The 22,341-nt window shown below is 41.8% G+C and carries 19 protein-coding genes; all 19 read right to left on the reverse strand.

The annotated features are described in order from the left end of the window. Window positions 1-10 precede the first annotated feature (10 nt). The 19 genes from AC4ICF_RS15230 to wcaK all read right to left on the reverse strand — a co-directional run bounded on the left by AC4ICF_RS15230 (window position 11) and on the right by wcaK (window position 22,337). Window positions 11-1,441, reverse strand: a complete 1,431-nt coding sequence (locus tag AC4ICF_RS15230; RefSeq protein WP_316379430.1) for an undecaprenyl-phosphate galactose phosphotransferase — start codon at window positions 1,439-1,441, stop codon at window positions 11-13. Window positions 1,442-1,527: 86 nt separating this feature from the next. Continuing rightward, the gene (locus AC4ICF_RS15235) at window positions 1,528-2,958 is read right to left on the reverse strand and encodes a phosphomannomutase (protein WP_316379429.1); all 1,431 of its coding nucleotides are present in this window, start codon (window positions 2,956-2,958) and stop codon (window positions 1,528-1,530) included. Window positions 2,959-2,965: 7 nt separating this feature from the next. After that, entirely contained in the window at window positions 2,966-4,387 is a 1,422-nt protein-coding gene (locus tag AC4ICF_RS15240; RefSeq protein ID WP_491466102.1) for a mannose-1-phosphate guanylyltransferase/mannose-6-phosphate isomerase, read from the reverse strand. 14 nt (window positions 4,388-4,401) lie between these two features. Further along, entirely contained in the window at window positions 4,402-5,559 is a 1,158-nt protein-coding gene (locus AC4ICF_RS15245) for a glycosyltransferase family 4 protein (RefSeq protein ID WP_316379427.1), read from the reverse strand. Beyond that, window positions 5,546-6,556, reverse strand: a complete 1,011-nt coding sequence (locus tag AC4ICF_RS15250) for a glycosyltransferase family 4 protein (protein ID WP_233002621.1) — start codon at window positions 6,554-6,556, stop codon at window positions 5,546-5,548. The genes AC4ICF_RS15245 and AC4ICF_RS15250 overlap by 14 nt, the downstream gene beginning before the upstream one ends. Further along, a complete protein-coding gene (locus AC4ICF_RS15255) occupies window positions 6,549-7,826 on the reverse strand; it encodes an O-antigen ligase family protein (protein WP_316379426.1) in 1,278 nt (425 codons plus the stop codon). Before AC4ICF_RS15255 ends, AC4ICF_RS15250 begins: the two co-directional genes overlap by 8 nt. Before the next feature lie 26 nt (window positions 7,827-7,852). After that, entirely contained in the window at window positions 7,853-8,896 is a 1,044-nt protein-coding gene (locus tag AC4ICF_RS15260) for a glycosyltransferase family 2 protein (protein WP_233002620.1), read from the reverse strand. Between the two features lies 1 nt (window position 8,897). After that, window positions 8,898-9,512 carry an acyltransferase gene (locus AC4ICF_RS15265; protein ID WP_316379425.1) on the reverse strand — a complete coding sequence of 205 codons (615 nt, stop codon included), beginning with the start codon at window positions 9,510-9,512 and terminating at the stop codon, window positions 8,898-8,900. A 63-nt stretch (window positions 9,513-9,575) separates the two neighbouring features. Continuing rightward, complete coding sequence (locus tag AC4ICF_RS15270; protein WP_491466103.1) at window positions 9,576-10,838, reverse strand: glycosyltransferase; 1,263 nt, start codon at window positions 10,836-10,838, stop codon at window positions 9,576-9,578. 16 nt (window positions 10,839-10,854) lie between these two features. Further along, window positions 10,855-12,378, reverse strand: coding sequence for a lipopolysaccharide biosynthesis protein (locus tag AC4ICF_RS15275; protein ID WP_233002617.1), 1,524 nt, complete (start codon window positions 12,376-12,378; stop codon window positions 10,855-10,857). A gap of 34 nt (window positions 12,379-12,412) precedes the next feature. Next, window positions 12,413-13,537: a dTDP-4-amino-4,6-dideoxygalactose transaminase gene (gene rffA, locus AC4ICF_RS15280; protein WP_316379423.1), complete on the reverse strand. Its 1,125-nt coding sequence runs from the start codon at window positions 13,535-13,537 to the stop codon at window positions 12,413-12,415. Between the two features lie 10 nt (window positions 13,538-13,547). Then, complete coding sequence (gene rfbC / locus AC4ICF_RS15285; RefSeq protein ID WP_316379422.1) at window positions 13,548-14,090, reverse strand: dTDP-4-dehydrorhamnose 3,5-epimerase; 543 nt, start codon at window positions 14,088-14,090, stop codon at window positions 13,548-13,550. Window positions 14,091-14,092: 2 nt separating this feature from the next. Further along, a complete protein-coding gene (gene rfbA, locus AC4ICF_RS15290) occupies window positions 14,093-14,971 on the reverse strand; it encodes a glucose-1-phosphate thymidylyltransferase RfbA (protein WP_045337054.1) in 879 nt (292 codons plus the stop codon). A gap of 53 nt (window positions 14,972-15,024) precedes the next feature. Next, window positions 15,025-15,924: a dTDP-4-dehydrorhamnose reductase gene (rfbD, locus tag AC4ICF_RS15295; protein WP_316379421.1), complete on the reverse strand. Its 900-nt coding sequence runs from the start codon at window positions 15,922-15,924 to the stop codon at window positions 15,025-15,027. Continuing rightward, window positions 15,924-17,009, reverse strand: coding sequence for a dTDP-glucose 4,6-dehydratase (rfbB, locus tag AC4ICF_RS15300; protein ID WP_316379420.1), 1,086 nt, complete (start codon window positions 17,007-17,009; stop codon window positions 15,924-15,926). The genes rfbD and rfbB overlap by 1 nt, the downstream gene beginning before the upstream one ends. Window positions 17,010-17,362: 353 nt before the next feature. Continuing rightward, window positions 17,363-18,259 carry a GalU regulator GalF gene (gene galF, locus AC4ICF_RS15305; RefSeq protein ID WP_048957548.1) on the reverse strand — a complete coding sequence of 299 codons (897 nt, stop codon included), beginning with the start codon at window positions 18,257-18,259 and terminating at the stop codon, window positions 17,363-17,365. 176 nt (window positions 18,260-18,435) lie between these two features. Beyond that, complete coding sequence (wcaM, locus tag AC4ICF_RS15310) at window positions 18,436-19,827, reverse strand: colanic acid biosynthesis protein WcaM (RefSeq protein ID WP_316379419.1); 1,392 nt, start codon at window positions 19,825-19,827, stop codon at window positions 18,436-18,438. 12 nt (window positions 19,828-19,839) lie between these two features. Next, window positions 19,840-21,060, reverse strand: coding sequence for a colanic acid biosynthesis glycosyltransferase WcaL (wcaL, locus tag AC4ICF_RS15315; protein WP_316379417.1), 1,221 nt, complete (start codon window positions 21,058-21,060; stop codon window positions 19,840-19,842). Continuing rightward, window positions 21,057-22,337 carry a colanic acid biosynthesis pyruvyl transferase WcaK gene (wcaK, locus tag AC4ICF_RS15320; protein WP_116338808.1) on the reverse strand — a complete coding sequence of 427 codons (1,281 nt, stop codon included), beginning with the start codon at window positions 22,335-22,337 and terminating at the stop codon, window positions 21,057-21,059. Before wcaK ends, wcaL begins: the two co-directional genes overlap by 4 nt. Window positions 22,338-22,341 lie beyond the last annotated feature (4 nt).

Consider the following 22,341-nt stretch of genomic DNA (forward strand, 5'->3'; position numbering starts at 1 on the left):
GCTGAGAATCTCAGTATGCACCATCACGATGTAACACAACCTTCACCGTCTTAAACAAAATGGCAATATCATTCCAAAGAGTCCAGTTTTTGACGTACCATGCATCAAAATAGACGCGTGTATCGTAATCAACGTCGTTACGACCACTCACTTGCCATAATCCTGTCATACCCGGCTTCGCCATCAGATAATAGTCAACATCATCACAGTAACGCTCCAGTTCGTCAGAAATGATAGGTCGCGGACCAACCAGGCTCATTTCACCTTTAAGCACGTTGAATAATTGCGGTAATTCATCAAGGCTGGTTTTACGAATAAAACGCCCCACAGCGGTGATACGTGGATCATTCTTTAATTTAAAATCTTTTTCCCACTCAGCCCGCGCCTCCGGATCGCTATCCAGAAGCTCTTTTAACACTTCCTGAGAATTCATCACCATTGAGCGGAATTTGTAGCACGGGAATAACTTACCGTTTCGCCCTACACGCTGATGACCATAAATGGCTGGCCCACCATCACGTGTCACTTTGTACCACAGGTAAATCATGAGCGGTGATGCGACTAACAATATTAATGAAGAGCAAACAATATCGAAAGTACGCTTAAGAAAACGAGAGGTCCTTTTGGCAAGATTGTTTTGTATCCTCAATAACATCACTTCATGGCTAAAAATGAAGGACATATCGGTATTATATAAGGGCAATCCGCGGAAAGAAGGCACAACTGTAACTGAACGACAATGGTGTTTAGATAACTCACGAAGCCATAATTGTGTTTTATCAAGCTCGGTATATTCATAGGCAAGTATATAATGAATATCTCCGGTACGATTTAAACTCCAAATTTTTTCTACATCTTGTATTAGAGGTAGTGAACAAATCTCAGATGATGCAGCATCAGTATCAAAGAAAGCCACAACATTAAAACCCATCATCTCTTCGCTCTGCAGAGCATTGTATGCACCGATTGCATTTTCACCACACCCAAGAATGACGGTTGTTTTTTTCCAGATCCCTAATTTATTTAGCAAGTGCTTTGTTAGTACACGGAACAAGGGCACCAAAATCAGCGCAAACGACCAGCAAAACACCCAAACATAACGAGAAAATTGCCATTTTGTAAACGCAATCAGCGCCAAATCAAACACGGCAAAAATCACAATTGTCCGAATAATTTCTTTTAATTCATACCAAAATGGTTTGCGATAAGTGTAATGACGCAAACGTATCCAAAACCATCCTACACAGACGATTGAAAGTATGAAATGCGAAATGAAGCGCAAGTCTAATTGTTCTTGCGGAATAAAACGCTGAACCTCATTAAAAATTAAATATACGCACCCTAAAGATAGCCACAACGCTACATTGAAAAAAAATAAATCCGAAATAGCCAATAATATCTTACATAACTGTGGATTATACTTGTTATCAATACTATCCATTAAACTCACGCCCTCTAAATGGGTACCAAATAGCCAAGTTAAGCGTTCCCGAGATAAACGCTTAAGGTCTACTATATTTAAAGATTTTACCCAACCTGCATTTCGATATTAGCAAGGACAGTTTCAACAAGTTTGTATGCTGCGTCTTGAGAGTCAGCCTCTGCATAACAACGTAACTCAGGAGCATTGCCTGAAGGGCGCAAATGTACAATACTATTATTGTCCAATGTAATTCGCAACCCATCAGTAATATCCGAGTTCAATATCTGACAATCATTTAATCCGATATACTCCATAAACTTAACGTGGTCTGATAGTCCTAAATTAATTAATGACACGCTTGTTAGAGAATCTACATTTTGTAATCTATTGGAATGGGTATAACGTGCTGGCAGTTGTGAAACAAGTTCACCAATACCATTATCTTTTGCTCTATAAAGTAGCATAATAGCAGGGAGGACTGCATCACGAGTTGGTAACGCTCTAAGCAAATGCTGGTTAATAAAGACATCACTGCCCAATAAAAAACCACCATTAGCTTCAAAACCTACAACACAATTATAATTTGCAGCTAGCTCCGCAAATGCAGCAATAACATAAGGAGAACCAATTTTGGTTCGCATCACATGCTTAAAGTAATTATGTGAAGAAATGATACTATTACAACTTACAGGAACCGCTACAGCATCCGCGGTTAATTCCAGTGAACATAATAAGCCTAAAACATCACCTCGCAACCAATTTCCATTTTCATCTGCGATAAGAGGTCTGTCACCATCTCCATCAGTAGAAAATATTGCATCTAGCTGTAATTCCTTTGCCCATTTTATTGCCTTACGACTATCATCTTCACTTACTGCTTCAGTATCAATAGGGACAAATTCATCACTTCTGGCTAAACTGATAACAGTAGCACCTAAAGCATTAAACAAAGGCTTATAAAGATCCCGGCCTGCACTTGAATGCTCATAAATGCCAATACGTTTATTTTTCAGGAATGGTGTTGAAAATAACGAGGTATATCGTGCAATATAATTTTCAGCGGCAAGCGAGGAAGTCAACAACTCTTCTGTCTTAATGTATCCGAATGAAGCTTCAGCTTGAACAATAGCATTTTCATCCTCTTTAGTAATTTCACCGTCAGGTCTATAAAACTTTAGGCCATTGCGATCAAACGGGATATGACTACCCGTGATCATGATCGCAGGCACATAATCTGACATAGATTGATAAGCCAAGGCTGGAGTAGGTACAACCCCATAAAATACAGTATCAATTCCTTTGCCCTTTAGCACCGCGGCACAAGCCTGAGCCATTTGGTAGCTGCTTGGTCTATTATCAATTGCAAGTGCTATTGTATCGAACGAAAATTGTTGCTGCATTACGGTCAGGAATGAAACAGTAAAAGCAGCACAAACTTCAGGTGTAAAATCGCTAACAAGACCACGGGCACCGCTAGTTCCAAAAGCAATGCCTGAATTTTTGATAATATCTCGACTATTATAAACCGGGTTCATTTATCTCTCACTCTGAATATCCAAAACGCGTTTCCATGCGAATAATATCATCCTCGCCAAGGTAATTTCCTGACTGGATTTCAATAAGCTCTAACGGGATTACGCCAGCGTTTTCAAGTGCATGGACAGTATTAACGGGTATAAACGTTGATTCATTTTCTGAAACTAAAAAAGTCTTTTCGTCTTTTGTAACACGAGCGGTACCCGACACGACTATCCAGTGTTCTGCTCTATGCTTATGCAGTTGTGCGACAAATTTTTCACCCGGTTTAACATTTATACGTCTGACCAGGTAATTAACACCATTGTCAATTACAGTATAATTGCCCCACGGGCGAAACACTTCTAAATGATGGACATGCTCTTTTCTGTTATTATTTTTTAGATAATCAACAATTTTTTTAACATCCTGTACTGAATCTTTATTGGCGACCAACAAAGCATCAGAGGTCTGAACAATAACTAAATTATTTACACCAATTGTGCTAATAAAGGCGTTTTCGGAATATATGTAGTTACCTTCACTGCAGTGTGCAAACACATCTCCGTGCAAGACATTCTTTTGCTGATCTTTTTTTGATATATCCCATAATGAAGACCACGATCCGACATCTGACCAGCCGGCATCCATAGGTAAAACCGCTGCATGCTGTGTATGTTCCATGACTGCATAGTCTATTGAATCACTTGGGCATGCAGTAAACGCCTCTTTATCGATACGAATAAAATCCAGATCCGGGTTGATATGTCCTACAGCTTTCTGGCAAGCATCATATATATCGGGTGATAGATGTTTTAATTCATTCAGATAACATTTTGCACTGAATAAAAACATTCCACTATTCCAGTAATATTGCCCTGATTCGATATAATCACGTGCGGTATCATAATCTGGTTTTTCAACAAATTCCGCTACAGCAAATGCATCGCCCCCAATTGCATCACCTCTACGAATATAGCCATAACCCGTTTCAGCATGTGTTGGGACTATACCGAACGTGACCAACTTACCGAGAGCAGCCAGAGATTCAGCATGGTTAATAGCTTCGATAAAGGCTTCCTCATCCTGGATGACGTGATCCGCAGCCAGAATCAGCAAGATTGGATTTTCCACATCTGAATTTTGGAGAGCACAAAAGGCGGCAAGGGCAATAGCAGGCGCTGTATTACGCCCAACAGGCTCAAGAATAATATTATTAGCTAGTTTATCAAGTGCACGAAGTTGTTCAGCAACGAGGAAGCGATGTTTGTCGTTACAGATGACAACTGGATCACTAGCTAAAAGTGGAGACAGCCGTCTGATGGTATTTTGTAACATCGAATATTCCCCCTCTACAGTTAAAAACTGTTTCGGATGATGTTCACGCGAAAGTGGCCACAAGCGACTACCCGTCCCCCCAGCCATAATTACTGGTACTAATTTAGACATTTAATAAACCATTATTAACGTTTAATAATTTTCTCTGTAGTGAAAAGACTCCACTTTTCTTCTACAAAGTTTCTGAATTCCTGATCAAATCTTGCACGCGAAAATCTTTCAGCATTTTCTCTACATGCATTAGGTGTGAATAGTGATTGTGTCTTCTCAAACTCATCGATTGCATCATGCAATGAAGTAACTGTCTGTTGCTTAAAGAAGATACCTGTTGGATTTTCGATACCGACCGGTCGAACAGTTTCCAAAGCACCACCTTTGCCAAATGCAATGACAGGTGTCCCACAGGCCTGAGCTTCAACAGGAATTATTCCAAAATCTTCTTCTGCTGCAAACACAAACGCTTTCGCATTCTGCATATGTTCTTTTAAAACAGAAAATGGCTGGTATCCAAGCAAAGTTATATTATCTTTTACCTTGCTTTGTATTTTCTTCATTTCAGGTCCATCACCAATAACTATCAATTTCTTATCTGGCATTTGGCTGAAAGTTTCGACAATGAGATCAATACGCTTATACGGAACCATACGAGAGGCAGTAAAGTAATAATCCTGCTTTTCGTTATTTACTTCAAAATTTTCAACATCTACAGGTGGATATATTACAGAAGCTTCTCGTCCGTATACTTTTTTTATTCTACGTGCGATGTATTGTGAATTAGCAATAAAGTGATCAACTCCATGAGCTGTACGATAGTCCCAAATCCGTATTTTGTGAAGAAACCATTTAGCTAACCACCCTTTAACGCCAGTATTCAAACCAGACTCTCGCAGATATTGATGCTGTAAATCCCATGCATATCTAATTGGAGAGTGAACATAGCTAATATGTAGTTGATCTGGCCCAGTAATGACTCCTTTCGCAACAGAATGAGCACTACTAATGATAATATCTGCTTCAGAAACATCCAACTGTTCAATAGCTAAAGGCATCAATGGAAGGTATTTTTGATAGTATTTTTTAGCTTTTGGTAACTTTTGAATAAATGATGTCGTTGCATGTTTTCCCAGAAAATTCTTTCTTTGTTCTTCTGTTAAGAAATCAACAACTGAAAAAAGTTCAGCTTCAGGAAAAGCATGTAATATCGCTGATGAGACCTGTTCAGAACCCGCGTAACTTAATAACCATTCATGAACAAGAGATATTTTCGCCTCATTTAGTTTCATTGCATGCCTCTTTAAATGCCATTTCGATCTTATTTACAACGTTTTGCCAAGTAAACTTCTGGGCACGAATAAGGCCTTCAGAGATTAATTGCTCGCGTAGTATCGAATCATTAACTAATTTTGTAATGCCATCTGCAATAGCCTCTACCGAAGTAGGTTCTACCAGTATAGCAGCGTTTCCTGCGACCTCTGGCAAGGATGAAGTAGTTGAAGTTAATACGGGGATACCGCAAGCCATAGCCTCAACTACTGGTAATCCAAATCCTTCATATAATGAAGGGAAAACTAACCCTTTCGAGCCTTTATATAATGATGGTAAGTCTTGGTCGGAAATAAACCCCAAAAAATTAACACGCTCACCTAACCCACACTCCATTATTAATTTTTCTAAATTATCGCTTGGATTCCCTGAAAAAACGAGCTTAATAGAAGGGTTGATTTCAGCTTTAGCAAAAGCAGAAATTATACGGTGCTCATTCTTATGAGTTTTTCTATTTCCAATGCATAATAGATATTCATATCCAAGTTCCATTGGTCGGACATCAATATTAAACTCCTCAGAAACGCCATTAAATACAGTTATAATTTTATTCGGCTCAACACCTGACCACTTTGCTATTCTTTCTTTAGAAAATTCAGAAACCGTGAAAATTTTATAGGCTTTATGACATCCACGCTTAATAAAATAATTATAAAATAATTTTTTAAAAAAAGAAGAGTTATCATCTATATCGAGATGATTTAAATCATGAATTGTCACAATATACCTTTTTGAGGAGAATAAAGGAGGTATATAGCCAGGAAGAAAAACCAGATCGGCTTTTTTAAGTAAGGCAATATTAATTGCCAAACCCAAGGGAGCTATAGGAGAAGCACATTTTTTATATATTTTTTTGAGTGATATATCTGGGAGTCTTCTAGCGATCTCATCAGTAAAACGCCCAATTCCTCCCATGTTAGACCAACTAACATCCATAAATATTTTTTTATTATTCATTAGTATTCAACCTGTTGTTGGTTAGGTTAAGAAAAGGTATTAATGCAAGAACCGACCAATAAAAAATTGAAAAAGTTGATGATGAAGGTGCAGAACTTAACGCTGCACTTATAAAGAAAGCGACTCCAAGCAAAAAATAGATTCTTAGATGAGTATAGTTTCGATGTGAACAATATTTTTTATCCAAAAAAACCGAAGAATAAAATTGGCTTGCCATATAGAGCATATTTATAAATAAACCAACAATTCCAGTTTCGAGTGCCATCCAGAAAAAATAGTTATCAGTATTCAGTCTATTATCTTTTTCTGAAAGCATATTCCCAGAACCTTGTGTGCCTAAGCCTATACCTGATGGATGCTCTGAAAGATAACTCAATGAATTTATCGCCATATCTATTCGTCCCTGTGTCGATCCGCGAGAACTCTGCGAGGAGTCTGTAAACCTACCCACTAAGGTATCAATATAATTGTCAAAGATATTTGTGGATACGACCAGAATAGGTATAAAGATGACAAATAACGTAATACCGCTTAGTAGCATCTTTCGATTTGAAATAATGTAAAAAGCATAGATGATAACCGCAACGAGGATAGCCCCTCTAGTTAGGGTCATACAGATTGCAGTAAAAATAACCAAGCTAACAATTAGCATCCATACCCTTTTATATCCTTGGGAAAAACACTCCATACATAACAAGATACCTAGCGCCAACATATATCCGAAATTCAGTGCATCGCTAAAGCCACCTGTGGCCCGAATCATTCCATCATAGCTGTTAATAAGATTTAATTGATCACCAGCATAATGCTCATCATAACCCAGCAATTTAACTAACTCACCTTTCATTAACACATCGATAATCGATATGACGGCAACAGCAGACATTAAAAGGATAATATAGACAACAATTTTTTTAACATTTAACGATTCTGGGTACGATACATTCAATATTGCTAAAGAGATGAAGACTGCAGGAAATAAAATATAACTTCTCGCCCCCATTATTGCTTGTACTTTGTCAGATGAAAAAATAGTCAATGCTGCAACCCATGAAATTAATGCTATCCATACAAAGATGGTAAAAATCAGTGATACAGGGGATTTTTTTCTATCAATGACAAAACGCATAAGTACTGATAATACAAACAGTGCGTTCAACACATCTCTAAGGATGGCACCAGGAGGAAATGGCAAGATTCCGACCATCCATGAACTGATGTATGGAGAAAATAAATTAATACATAAGATCGCAGCAAAGAATATATTCATATAACTACTATTTTAATTTTGTAAGGTTAAATACCGAGACGCGGTGTGCCGCCATTTTTACTACGAATGTATTTAATTAATGCATCATAGCCTCTCCGTTTCAAGATATACCCCAAAAAGGCATGTATATAGAAAAACTTTTCATTTGAGAATCCGATTTTACGGAAGCTATTTATCATTTTTAAATAGACTAAGAATGGTAGATTAAGCTGATCGCGAATATAAGGATAGAAATAGTTGGCCAAGTCCTTTTTAATCCCTTCATAAACCCCATCTATTTTTGTTGCATCTTCGATATGTTTTGCAATGAGGAGAAGTCCCTCAACCATATGTATTCGCCCCTCAGGTTTATAACCCCCCGGGGTGAAAATGCCTTTTTCTGTTCCTGCATTCCCAAAATCTGGAGCCTCTGTATCTCGGGATAAAGTAATAACATCGCTGAAATAATAACCCTGTCCTTCAGCCATGAGCATTCCAGCAAGGTACATTTGATAATACAAACGGCCATCAAATTTATCACAAGATAATTTATTTGCTTTTTCAGCGTTAACAATAAAACCGGAAATTACACCAACTCTTCGGAAGAAAAATTTAATGGCCTCAGCACCAGGTTGGAATAATGTATCTTGTGTTAAATGACGGACGGTATCACATAATTCATTCGGGTTTTCCTTAAACCAGCCATAAGCGCGAGTAGCCAATACGATTTCAGGATTAGCTTTCAAGACACTAACGATTTTTGATAATGCTCCTTCAGCCAGAAGATCGTCATTCCCCATAATCATACAATATTTACCAGTAGCAGAACTTATGCAATTTTTTAAGTTTTTATCATAACCCAGATTATCTTTATTTAAATTAAGATATAAGTTTGTTCTATTGTTTTTTATTTTATATTCTTCAACAATATGAGCTATTTGATCTCTTTGTGGAGACTTATCTTCACAAAGAATCACCTCAAAGTCTGTGTTATTAATAGCATAATCTTGGTTATATATGCTATCCAATAAAGGCTCTAAAAACTCTGCACGATTATATGACGGTATACAGATACTGATAAAAACATTCATGTTAAAATACCTTAAGAACTTTAGCGGGGATCCCACCAATTAAACTTGGTTTACTAACTTTCAATCCTTTAACGACTGAATTAGCAGCAATCACACTGCCATCCGATATTTCACTTCCTGCCAAAATAACGGCATTATCACCAATCCAACAACAATTCCCGATTTTTACAGCTGCTGCATCTCCTAAAATCTTTGTGGCAGGAGGAGCATATTCATAATAATCTTTTTTATAACTTCCATGGCTGTGATCTCCAATATATACTTTACTCCCAATAAGTATATCATCGCCAAGAGTTATTTCATCAGCGCATGAAATATGAACATTATCACTTAGGCATAATCGTTTGCCAATATTCATTCGTGGATTTAGACATTGCTCACCGTAATAATAAACAGACTCTATCCAACAATTGTCGCCGATTCGCCCATCTATCCATCTGGTGTCACCATCTTTATTCTTATTATAAGGCTTAATATTGAGTTTAAAGTTTTTCCCAACCGTTTTAAATTTATGCCCAGTGATCATATTAAAACAAAGCGCATTTAATTTTCTTTTACACTTCGATGCAAGAAAAATAAGGCTAATCAATTTTAGACGTAATTTATAACCAATCATATACTAACCTTATTTGATTAACTTTTTTCTCTTTAAAATTCATTGCACTTAAATGGATCGTTTTTAATTTAATGTGCCTGTTAGCAATGACTCAATTGCTTTTACTTGTGATAATGATGAGCATTTATTTTGAGCTACCTTTCTGCTGGAATTTTTCATTACTGCTAATTCAGTAACAGATATTTTTAAAAAATTAACTATAGCATCCGCCAGTGCATTAGCACTAATGTTGTCAGCAAGAAAACCATTTTCCCCGTTAATTATAAGATCTTCGGCCACACCAATCTTAAATGAAATAACAGGTGTGCCGGACATTAAAGCTTCGTTTATCATCATCGGTCCTGCATCCTCAACGGAGGAACAAATGAACCCATCAGCAATGTTATATAGATATGGATATTTAGTCTTATCATGGATAAAATCAATATTGACTAATGATATATCTTCTATAATCATATTTTTAGACTGGGCACCAACAGTTAAAATAGTTACATTTTGCAAAAGTTCTGGATAAGTTTTTTTAATATATTCTAGCGATTGCAGAACATACTTAACGCCTTTTCTTGGATCATTTAATGACTGAGCTCCTAAAAAAATAACCCGATTTTTTTCCGGAATGCTAATGCCAAGATTCTTACTTGCTATGTTTGCCGGCCGTGGAGTAAAAATAGTTTCATCAATGCCAATTAGCGCTTTTTTCATTCCATGCCTGGCTTTTATTGCACTCATCGAACAGCGCTCATCTAGCCATTTACTTGCAGATAAGTAAAAACAGTCCATTTCTGAATAATATTTTTTTCTGTTTTTGAGCACACGCTGTGGCATTTTTACAAGTTTAGGATACAGCATTGCAGGACAATTTTTACATTCACTTTTAAAGCCTTCACATTGCCACGGATAATGGCAACCACCAGTGATCATCCCTGCATCCATAAGGTAGAAAGCGATTGGACATTGATAATATCTTTGTATCTCTTGCAAGTCCTTATCAGAGAGAAAATCAGCGACATAGTATACAATTATCAAATCAGGCTTTTGTGCGTATTTCTTAAATATGTCATTAACGCTGAATGTTGTATTATATATTAGATAGGTTTTATCTTCATTTATATCACGATTAACAACCAAGCGGCGAAGTAATTTATTTATGAAACTAAATACCTTTCTTTTAGTTTGTGATAGTTCGATAACATCAGGGTCATTTGATGTTTTATCTAATACACACATTATAGAGTCATGATTATATTTTTTAAGGTTTGTATGTGTGCGATAAGCGCCATAGAATGCGCCTTTGCTATCACCTGTCGACAAATGTAAGATTTTCATTTTCCATCTCACTGATTTAAATATTAATATTTTTTAAACTAACTTTTGCTATCGCTTGAAAAATAAAATTACGCAGAACCAATACCCCAACGGACAAAACAACAAAGTTAATTAGCGGAGACCCAAATATGTAAGCATATTTAAAATCAGAAAATAAAGAGAAACGCTTTATACTCTCAAAAATAAGCGTTGACAATAATAATATAAAGAAAGTTAGAAGGGTCAATGTTATCACAAAAGAGCCCATTTCTTTGTGAAGACAATAACCACCCCATATAAGAAGAAATAGAACGGTATGAATTAGATAGAAAATACTAGACCAGTGTGGACCAAAATACTTAGCGATAATTATTGTCAATGGGATTGTTAATGCAGAATAACTAGCATATGCATAAAAATGATATTTTAATTTTCCTATAGAGTATAAGAGAATGAATATAAAATTCATTATGCCGGCAAAAAAAGTAGCTGACACGAGCCATTTAGCATAAAGATTTACGGTAATGCCTAACTCATCATTTTTAAGCCACAAGGCAATCAGTTCATTACCAAACACATTCATATACGGAACTAATGGTGCAAGAAGAAGAACATATGCGATAGAACTATAGCTGAACAACGATATGAATTGTTTTTCGTTTTTTTCTTTTATTAACGCACTCAATCGTGGCAATAAAATTTGTGACAAGGGGATAACCAGAGTTAAGATTACCGCACTAAGCTGGCCACCGATTTGGTATTGTGTGTAATTTGTTAATGTTGTATATGTCGATAAAGCTATCTTATCAACTTGACTTGCTATAACCCATATCATTGATAAGCCAGAAAGTTGTAGAGAAAACTTTATTACTTTTCCAAATGAAAGATCATCGTCTTCACATAGGCTATTATCATTGTCTTTTTCTTCCAGTTGCTTATTATGTTTGCGCATAACATAGTAAACACAATAAGCCGTAACGATGACGTCTACAACAGATAAAGCCAGCAATACTTTAAAGAAAGCAGCTAATGAATTGGAGTAATAGGCAAGAACAATATAACCGCCACCATAAAAACAAGTTGTATAGACCATTCCCCATAGGGCTATGAGATCTTGCCTTTCCATTCCATTTATGAAACTTTGTAAATAAGATCGCAAATATAATAGTGCTAAAATTATACCTATCAATTTTATGCAAAGTAGTGTTTCGTTGTCAGATAAAGTTGTTTTCAACCAATCATTTACTATAAATAGTGAGAAATAGTTAAAAATAAATGCAACTATGCAAGCAATAAACACAAAGCCACAAAAGACTCTCAAAAATAAACTAATTACTTTAGCGAAACTTACGAGTTGATACTTATTTGTCGCTATTAATTTCACAAATGTTCCACTGATACCTGCATCTAACAGCCCCATAAGTGTTATAAGCATAGTAAAGAATGAAACTATTCCATATCGCTCCGTGCCTAACAAACCTATAATCAAAGGTACTAACAATAACGGAAATGCAGCGCGATATAATTGAGATGCATATAGTATAGATATTTTTTTGAACATACCAACTCACAAAGTATCAACTCGTCTTTTCTTTCTATCGGAAGAAATCAGTTATATTGGAGCATATATAATCAACTTGTTCTAAAGTTAATTCATAAAATAAGGGAAGGCGCAGCAAGTTGTCAGTGAACGAATCGCTATTTTTTAAGTTTACATCTTCGTTAGAAGATAAATAAAAATCACTTTTATTTAATGATAAATAATGGAAAACAGCATGTATACCATTATCCTTTAAATGTTTAATCAAATCAGTACGAACGTTGATATTGCTGCATACGATATAAAACATATGAGCATTGTTAGTGGCATACTCAGGAACCACAGGTAGGTTTATAAGTCCTAGCTGTGCAAGTGGTGTTAATCTTTCTTGATAACGTTGCCAAAGCTCTTTACGTTTGTTCTGAATATCATCCATATTTTCGAGTTGTGCATATAAATAAGCAGCGTTGATATCAGAAGGGAGAAATGAAGAACCAATATCAACCCAGCCATATTTATTAACTTCACCTCTGAAAAACGAAGATCTGTTAGTCCCCTTTTCACGAATTATCTCGGCTCGTTTAATATATTTGTCATCATTAATAACAAGCATGCCGCCTTCACCAGAAATTATATTTTTTGTTTCATGAAACGAAAATGTTCCAAATGCTCCTATGCTTCCCAGTGGGCGTTCCTTATAATATGAGTCAATCGCCTGAGCAGCATCTTCGACAATAGGAATGTTATATTGCTTAGATATAGCCAATATTTCATCCATATCACATGCAATTCCAGCATAATGAACTACTACTATCGCTTTTGTTTGTGGTGTAATTAAAGCACGTATTGAGGCTGGATCAACATTTGGATTGTTAGTATAGCTATCAGCAAATACAACTTTTGCTCCTCTTAATGCGAAAGCGTTAACCGTCGATACAAACGTATAGGAAGGTGCAATTACTTCATCTCCTGGTTTAATGTCTAGCAATATTGCTGCCATTTCAAGTGCGTCAGTACAAGAAGTAGTAAGTAATACTTTTTTAAAATTGTATTTTTTTTCAAAGAACTCGTGGCATTTCTTAGTAAATTTTCCGTCCCCTGAAATCTTTCCTTCTTTTGCAGCTTGTGCAATATAAACTAATTCATCCCCATGTAAATAGGGCTTATTGAATGGGATCATTTTTTTTCCTTTATTTTAAATCTGCAAAACTGCCAGCTTTCATATCTTTGACAGAAAGTATTATTTCATTTTCGTCTAAAGGCCACTCGATATTTAACGTAGGATCGTTCCACGCAATACTTCTTTCTGCTGTGGGTTCATAATAATCAGTAGTTTTATATAAAAACTCTGCATTATCGCTTAATACGGCAAAACCGTGTGCGAAACCTTCAGGAATCCATAACTGTCGTTTGTTTTCTGCAGATAATATAACGCCAACCCACTTACCATACGTTTTTGAATCCGGCCGGATATCTACTGCAACATCAAAAACTTCACCTATAATGCAACGTACCAATTTTCCCTGCTCATGAGGCCCATTCTGATAATGTAATCCACGCAATACTCCTCGTTTTGATCTGGAATGATTATCCTGAACAAACGTAAGGGTGCGACCGACACAGGCCTCAAGTTTCGTATGATTGTAGCTTTCATAAAAAAAGCCTCTGTCATCACTAAACACTTTTGGCTCAATCAACAATACGTCAGGAATATTTGTTTCGATAACATTCATTGCTAGTAGCCTTTAATCATTTTGTACAAATATTGCCCATAAGCATTCTTTGATAGCGGAACAGCTAATTTTTTAACTTGCTCAGCATTTATAAATCCTTTGCGGTAAGCAATTTCTTCTGGGCAAGAAACTTTAAGGCCTTGACGCTCCTCAATAGTGGCAATGAAGTTACTGGCTTCAATCAAACTCTGATGCGTCCCCGTGTCCAGCCAGGCATAACCGCGTCCCATCATAGCAACAGACAAACGCCCCTGCTCCATATAAATTCGATTGATATCAGTAATTTCAAGCTCGCCACGAGCGGAAGGCTTCAGGTTTTTAGCCAGCTCTACGACATCGTTATCATAGAAATATAAGCCGGTGACCGCATAATTACTTTTCGGTTCTAGCGGTTTTTCTTCAAGGCTGATGGCAGTTCCATTCTTGTCAAATTCAACGACACCGTAACGTTCAGGATCGTTAACATGGTATGCGAATACGGTCGCACCACTCTCTCGATTGACCGCCGTTTCCATTAATTTAGGCAGATCATGTCCGTAAAAAATATTATCGCCGAGTACCAACGCGCAATCATCATTTCCGATAAAGTCTTCACCGATGATAAATGCCTGGGCTAAACCATCCGGCGAAGGCTGAACCTTATAATGTAGATTTAAACCCCATTGGCTGCCATCACCCAGTAATTGCTCAAAACGAGGTGTATCCTGCGGAGTGCTAATGATCAAAATATCACGAATACCCGCTAACATTAGCGTTGAGAGCGGGTAATAGATCATTGGTTTGTCATATATGGGCAATAATTGCTTGCTAACAGCCATGGTCACTGGATATAAACGGGTACCAGAACCACCAGCTAAAATAATGCCTTTCCGGGTTTTCATTTCATTATCTCTTTATACGCAAAAGTACCCAGTGACGGGCACTAACATTATATTCAGATTGCTGTCGCAGCAAACAATTCATTCAGCATACGTTTAACTCCGTTCTCCCAATTGGGAAGAACAAGCCCAAAGGTACGCTGGAATTTTTCATTATTAAGACGAGAGTTATTTGGTCGGCATGCCGGGGTTGGATAAGCGCTGGTTGGTACTTTATTTAACTGCTTGATTGCAAGTGCAACATCAGCTTTTCTGGCTTCGGAAAATACTAATGCAGCATAATCATGCCATGTAGTGACACCACTCGCAACGAGGTGATAAAGGCCAGCAACTTCCTGATTTTTCTGTGCAATCCGAATAGCATGTGCGGTACAATCCGCCAATAATTCTGCACCCGTAGGCGCACCAAACTGATCGTTAATGACGGAAAGTTCAGTTTTCTCTTTAGCCAAACGTAACATGGTTTTTGCAAAGTTATTGCCTTTGCCAGCATAAACCCAACTGGTACGAAAAATGAGGTGCTTTGGACAATGCTCTTGTAATGCCCTTTCGCCGGCCAGTTTCGTTTTGCCATAAACATTCAATGGTGCAGTGGCATCATCTTCAAGCCAGGGTGCATCACCGGTACCCGGAAAAACGTAATCAGTCGAGTAATGCACAACCCACGCGCCTGTTTCAGCAGCAGCTTTGGCAATAGCCTCTACGCTTGCGGCATTAAGCAGTTGTGCAAAGTCCACTTCAGATTCAGCTTTATCCACGGCAGTATGTGCGGCAGCATTCACAATCACATCTGGACGTATTTTTCGTACGGTTTCAGCAACACCTTCAGGATTACTAAAATCGCCGCAATAATCGGTAGAATGCACATCAAGGGCGATAATATTTCCCAGCGGGGCGAGTGCCCGTTGCAACTCCCAGCCTACCTGACCATTTTTCCCGAACAACAGAATATTCATTATTTTCGTTCTCCATAATTCTGCTCAATCCAGGTTTTATAAGCCCCGCTTTTTACGTTTTCCACCCAATCGGTATTGCTCAGATACCACTCCACCGTTTTACGAATGCCACTTTCAAAGGTCTCCTGAGGCTTCCACCCTAACTCAGCAGCAATTTTATGCGCATCAATCGCATAGCGGCGGTCATGGCCCGGACGATCAGCAACATAGGTAATCTGATCGCGATACGACCCCTCTTTTGGCACAATCTCATCCAGCAGGTCGCAAATCGTATGCACCACATCCAGGTTCTGTTTCTCGTTATGTCCACCAATGTTGTACGTCTCTCCCGGTTTCCCTTGAGTGACTACGGTGTAGAGTGCACGCGCATGGTCTTCAACATAGAGCCAGTCGCGGATTTGATCGCCCTTGCCGTAAATAGGCAGTGCTTTGCCGTCCAATGCATTCAGAATAACCAGCGGAATCAGTTTTTCCGGGAAATGGTAAGGGCCATAGTTATTTGAACAGTTGGTGACGATGGTCGGGAAACCGTAGGTACGCAGCCAGGCACGAACGAGATGATCGCTGGAGGCTTTTGACGCTGAATACGGACTGCTGGGCGCATACGCGGTAGTTTCAGTGAAGAGTGGCAGCTCAGTTGATGCAGGATGCTCATCAGGATGCGGCAAATCTCCATACACTTCGTCGGTAGAGATGTGATGGAAACGGAACGCTTTCTTCGCCTGCTCATCCAGCATGGACCAGTACGCTCGGGCGGCTTCCAGCAGCACATAAGTGCCGACGATGTTGGTTTCGATAAACGCTGCCGGGCCGGTAATGGAACGATCGACGTGACTTTCAGCGGCCAGGTGCATTACCGCATCAGGCTTATGCTTTGCAAAGATGCGATCCATGGCGTCTTTGTCGCAAATATCGGCATGCTCAAAGGCATATCGGTTGCTATCACTAACTTCTGTTAGCGACTCCAGATTTCCGGCATAGGTGAGCTTATCTACATTGACGACATCGTCCTGGGTATTTTTAATAATATGTCGCACAACCGCTGAGCCGATAAAACCAGCCCCGCCCGTCACAAGAATTTTCACGTTATCTTTTCCGTCTAGTGTATATGTCTGGATACTGGCGTTCTGAAACCTGAACATTTATTAACAGTTTCAGAAATTGAGCACGCTACCGCCCCTGGCTTAACAGCTACCAGTGCACTGAGCGATGTTTGATTAATGATTTTGCTTGTCTGGTTACAGACAAAAACTGGCGTTAATTGTCGTCCTAAACGACCAGAGAAACAAGCACAAATCGCTACAAAGCTGCTGAGATTTGAATCAGATAACCCTATGTAATCATTCAAATTAATAACAAAAAACGGCAGTCATCATTTTGGTTATGTTTCAAAACACCAAAATGATGACTGCCGTTTGTTCTGGTCGTAGAAGGAATATCAGTCGTTAGCCAACAGCTTCTCAATCCGGTTTCTGAACTTCGCCCCTTCCTTCAGGTTACGCAGCCCATAGTTTACAAACGCCTGCATATACCCAAGCTTCTTGCCGCAGTCGTAGCTGTCACCTGTCATCAGCATCGCGTCAACGGACTGTTTTTTCGCCAGCGCCGCTATTGCATCGGTCAGCTGGATACGGTCCCAGGCGCCTGGCTCGGTTTTTTCCAGCTCCGCCCATATATCCGCATTCAGAACATAACGGCCAACCGCCATCAGGTCAGAATCCAGCGTCTGCGGCTGATCCGGTTTTTCGATGAACTCAACGATGCGGCTCACCTGCCCTTCCGTCTCCAGCGCTTCTTTCGTCTGGATCACGGAGTATTCGGAGAGATCGCCCTTCATGCGTTTCGCCAGCACCTGACTACGGCCGGTTTCATTGAAACGTGCCACCATTGCCGCCAGGTTGTAACGCAGCGGATCGGCTGAAGCGGTATCGATGATGATGTCCGGAAGAACAACGATGAATGGGTTATCACCCACTACCGGACGGGCACACAGAATAGAGTGACCCAAACCCAGCGGCTGTGCCTGACGCACGTTCATAATGGTTACGCCTGGCGGGCAGATTGACTGCACTTCCGCCAGCAGCTGGCGCTTAACGCGCTGCTCAAGCAACGCTTCGAGTTCGTAAGAGGTGTCGAAGTGGTTTTCTACGGCATTCTTAGAAGAATGCGTAACCAGGACGATTTCTTTGATCCCTGCAGCAACAATCTCGTCGACGATGTATTGAATCATCGGTTTGTCGACGATCGGCAGCATCTCTTTAGGAATGGCTTTAGTGGCGGGCAGCATATGCATGCCCAGGCCTGCTACCGGAATGACTGCTTTCAAATTAATCATTATTTCTTCCACCTTAAAATGGTTGACGAATTATAGCTCTTAAACCTGTTTTCGCCAGCATGATTTGCCGTAATCCTCAGGTAATGTTACGCCTTAGCCCCACAAATTTCTGTAGTTGTAATCTGAATAGATCACACTTCTTTGCCAGGAATAGTCTCAAAAAAGGAAATTGCCGATTATCTGTGCGGAAGCGCAAAATTCAGCCTTTCCACATTCACTACCTGCTGATCCACCCGGTCAATATCCACCGAGCTCTGCCCTTTCTCATTCACCGCTTTGATGTTAGCCAGTGACAGCAAGGTTTCATCTTTGGCCATAAATTTACCCCGCACATCTTTACGCAGGTCGAAGTTGATCTTCAGCGCAGGGCCAATGGCAGCTTCCTGCATCACATTGATATTGCGTAAAAAAAGATGCTGCGGTTTATTATGCAGCTCAAGCGTCGCCCGCTTCATCTCAACGTTGGTGATCGCTACAAAGGAGGTCGCGTTACCGGATGAAATTTGTATTCCGCGCAACTTATACGCAAGCTGACGATTATCGAGGTGAATATTGTTGAGCTTGAAGTTCTGGGGTATGGACAAATAATCACCTTTAATTACCCCATAGCCGATTAACATTCCGGCACTATTGACCATGTCGACATTATCAATAATGAAATTATCACAGCCATAAATGGCGACCGTCGCATTGTCTATACCCGCCTTTTTACTGAAATCGGGGGTAATATTTTTTGCTTTAATATTGCGGATAACAAAGTGTTTGCCGTTCTCAACGTGTACCAGCTGGCGACAGTTGCTGCCGGTGATATTTGCCACCACGAAGTTCTTAACGGTTTGCTTTTCCGGGTAGTCGTTATCGTAGGTACTGCCGGCAAGGCCAATGCCGATGCCCCAGTTGATCTTGCCGTTAGTGCAGTTGATGTTATCGATCACATGATCGGAGATCAGGATATTGCGGTCATTGATGGCCACATTCCACTCGATCGCATCGCCCTGCAAATGGCTGAATTTGCTGTTGGTGATCCGGGCGCCGTCAACCTGATTGTGAAAGCCCTGGCGCAGGATGGCGTAGTTGGCCTGGCTCACAATGATGTTATCAATCAGCAGATTGCGCATCACTCTGGGTTTCTTGCCGCCAATGTAGATCTGAGTCACCGGACCAAACCCGCTCATCGCCAGCCCTTTGATCGCACAGTCCGAGCCGCGAACGTCGAGCGTAATGTTCTCCGTGCGCCCGCCACCTTCACCGATCACTTTGCAGCCTTCCTGCAGCACAAAGCGGCCGCGTCCGTTGCCGGTTAACGCTCCGCGGATCAGCAGCGTTTTACCGTCGGGAATGAAAATGCCCGTATTAATGTTTTCACAGGTGAGTCCGGCCGGGACCACGACGGTATCACCGTCCTTAAACGCCTGCTTAAAGGCGGCGATCCAGTCGTTGTTATTGTACTGATTAATGGAGACCGTCTTTCCGCTTGCCGCCCGCGCGATGCGGGACGACAGCAGCGGCGTGGCCGCCAGAACGGAAAGAGAAGAGACAAAAGTGCGTCGGGTAATCTTTTTCAGCATACAACCTCGGCGTTACAGCGTTTGCAGCAGGCTCGCTAACTGGCGGTTAATCACCTGCTGGTTAAAATCGGTTTCAACTTTTTGTCGGGCATTGTGGAGCACGGGCTCCAGCGCCTGCTGGTCGATGTCGCTGAAGGCAGCTAATCGATCCGCGAGGGCCATCGCGTTATTCTCCGGCACCAGCCAGCCGGAATGGTCAGATTTGATCAGCTCAGGGATCCCGCTGTGCAGGGTGGATACCACCGGAATACCCACGGCCATCGCCTCCATCAGCGCCACCGGAATGCCTTCCATATCGCCATCCGCGCCCGTGACTGAAGGCAGCAGAAATACATCTGCCTCATCAAGCATGGCCTTGACCTCATGGCTTGGCTTGAAGCCCGGCATCTCCACGACATCGTCCAGTTGATACTGTTCGATAAGCGTGCGCAGACGGCGCTCCCACGGCCCGATGCCGAGAATTCGATAGTGGAACGCTACCCCGCGCGCTTTCAGCTGGCGGCAGGCCTCAATCGCCACGTGCAAACCTTTCTTCTCGGTCAGACGGGCCACGGAGATGATCTGCAGCGGTGTTCCCGGCACCTTAACCGGACGGCGGGTAAAGCGCGTTAAATCCACCCCCATACGCGACACGGCAATCTTCTCTCCCGGGCAGCCCATGCTTTTCAGCCGTCCTGCCCACAGGTCGCTGATGGGAAGCATCATGTCACCGCGGCGGAAAAGCTGCTGATACTCCGGCGTGTAGTGGTTCAGCACCTCGCGGCTGGAAATGTCGATACCGTGGAAAATGGTCGCAATTTTGCCGTCAATCACGCCCAGCTCACGCAGCTTCGCGGCGGTAACGCCCGCCGGGCCAAAGTGGGCGATAAACACGTCGGCACGATACGGCTGCGCCGTTTGCCCGCAGATGGCCGACAGGATCAGATTGCGAGATTCCGATCCATAGCGGGAAACGTTCAGCGCCCGCCACGTCGACGCGCGATGGAGCCCGCGCAACGTCTGGCTGGCCCGGTAGCGCAGCTTACTCAGCTTCCCGGCCGGTTCGTCCTGCAGCCAGCGGGTCTTCGCCTCCAGCCCATACTGGGTATACGCCGCATGGGTATTTTTGGTGTCGCCCTTCTGCAGGGCGACGATCTCCACGTCATATCCCATATCGATAAACGCGGTGATTTGGTTCAGTACAAAGGTCTCAGACGACAGCGGAAATTTCAGTAAGAAGAAACCAACCTTCATTTCCCCTCCCGCACGCGGTCAAGTACCGATTTCACCATGCCAATGCCCTTCTCTCGCTCGGCTTTCACCGCTACTGCCAGACGCTCGTTAATCGCAGGCAACTGGCCGAGGGTGTCGCCCACCATCGCACCGAGCGATCCGTCCAGCAGATGACGAATATCCACGGCCATCTCCGGCATGCCAAGCTGCTGCATAATCCCGGCAGACTTGTGCTCATAGTTAATGGCGATGGCTGGGGTACCGAAGTTCATGGAGATAATCGCCGAGTGCAAACGGGTGCCGACGGTCAGGTCGCAGGCTGCGAGCAGCTTGCCCATCTCCAGGTCATTCAGCTCGTCCATCACCACGTGGTAGCGGGACGGGTCGTTCACCAGGTTGCGCAGGTTCAGCGCTACCATGCGGTCGTCTTTGTTGTAGCTGTCGATCCCGGTACAGGTTGAGAGCGCCAGCACCTGGTAACCGCTGTCCAGCACGCGGTTCACCACGTCGGCAAAGGCTTTCTCGTACGCCGCCTGGGTCGTGCCGAGGCGTTTATCAAACGGGGCCAGCTCGCGCAGGGTGATCGCGACGGTTTTCTGTTTCGCGGCTACGTCGAGCCAGTGCTGCACCGCGTAACTCGGCTGGAAGCCATCGTCCTGGTGATCCACAAGCCAGGCGGTGTCCACGCCATGCTCAACTTTTGAGGTGTCGATTTCACTGCGCTTCATCATGTCGAGGCTGACCGACTCGCGCAAGATCAGCGCGTCGCAGTGGCCAAACACATAATTTGCCAGCTGATTAAACTGCGGATCCTGGAATGGCCCCACGCTGTGGCCGATCATAAACAGCGGCTTTTTCGCCATGAACGTGCACAGCGCATGCTCAAACTGCGGCACGCCGTAGAGATCGACGAAGAACGAACCGCCGACCTGGATAATGGCATCATAGCCGGACAGCAGACGCACGAAATCCGTAAAGCCCTGCGCGATAGCGATGTTGCGCAGCTTGCCGGTGTCGGTCACGCGGGAAAGCAGCACCTGATGCTGGTAGCGACGGCGCAGCACTTTCTTCACGCGCCCCATCACGCCCGCGGCGTTGTTATGCTGTTTCATCTGGCTATAGAGCGGGTCGCCCATCACCGGGCGGTTCAGTAACCAGGATGAGCTGACCGGATAACGGCTCATCACGTCCACTTCAGTCTCAGGCTTAAGGGTGTTAATTGCATCCAGTAAACCGCGCAGGATGGCGCTGTCGCCACGGTTGCCGCAGGTATGGTTGCCAAGAATTAATAATTTCATAATG

This window comes from Enterobacter sp. ECC_219_Taxon_10 (genome assembly GCF_058354905.1).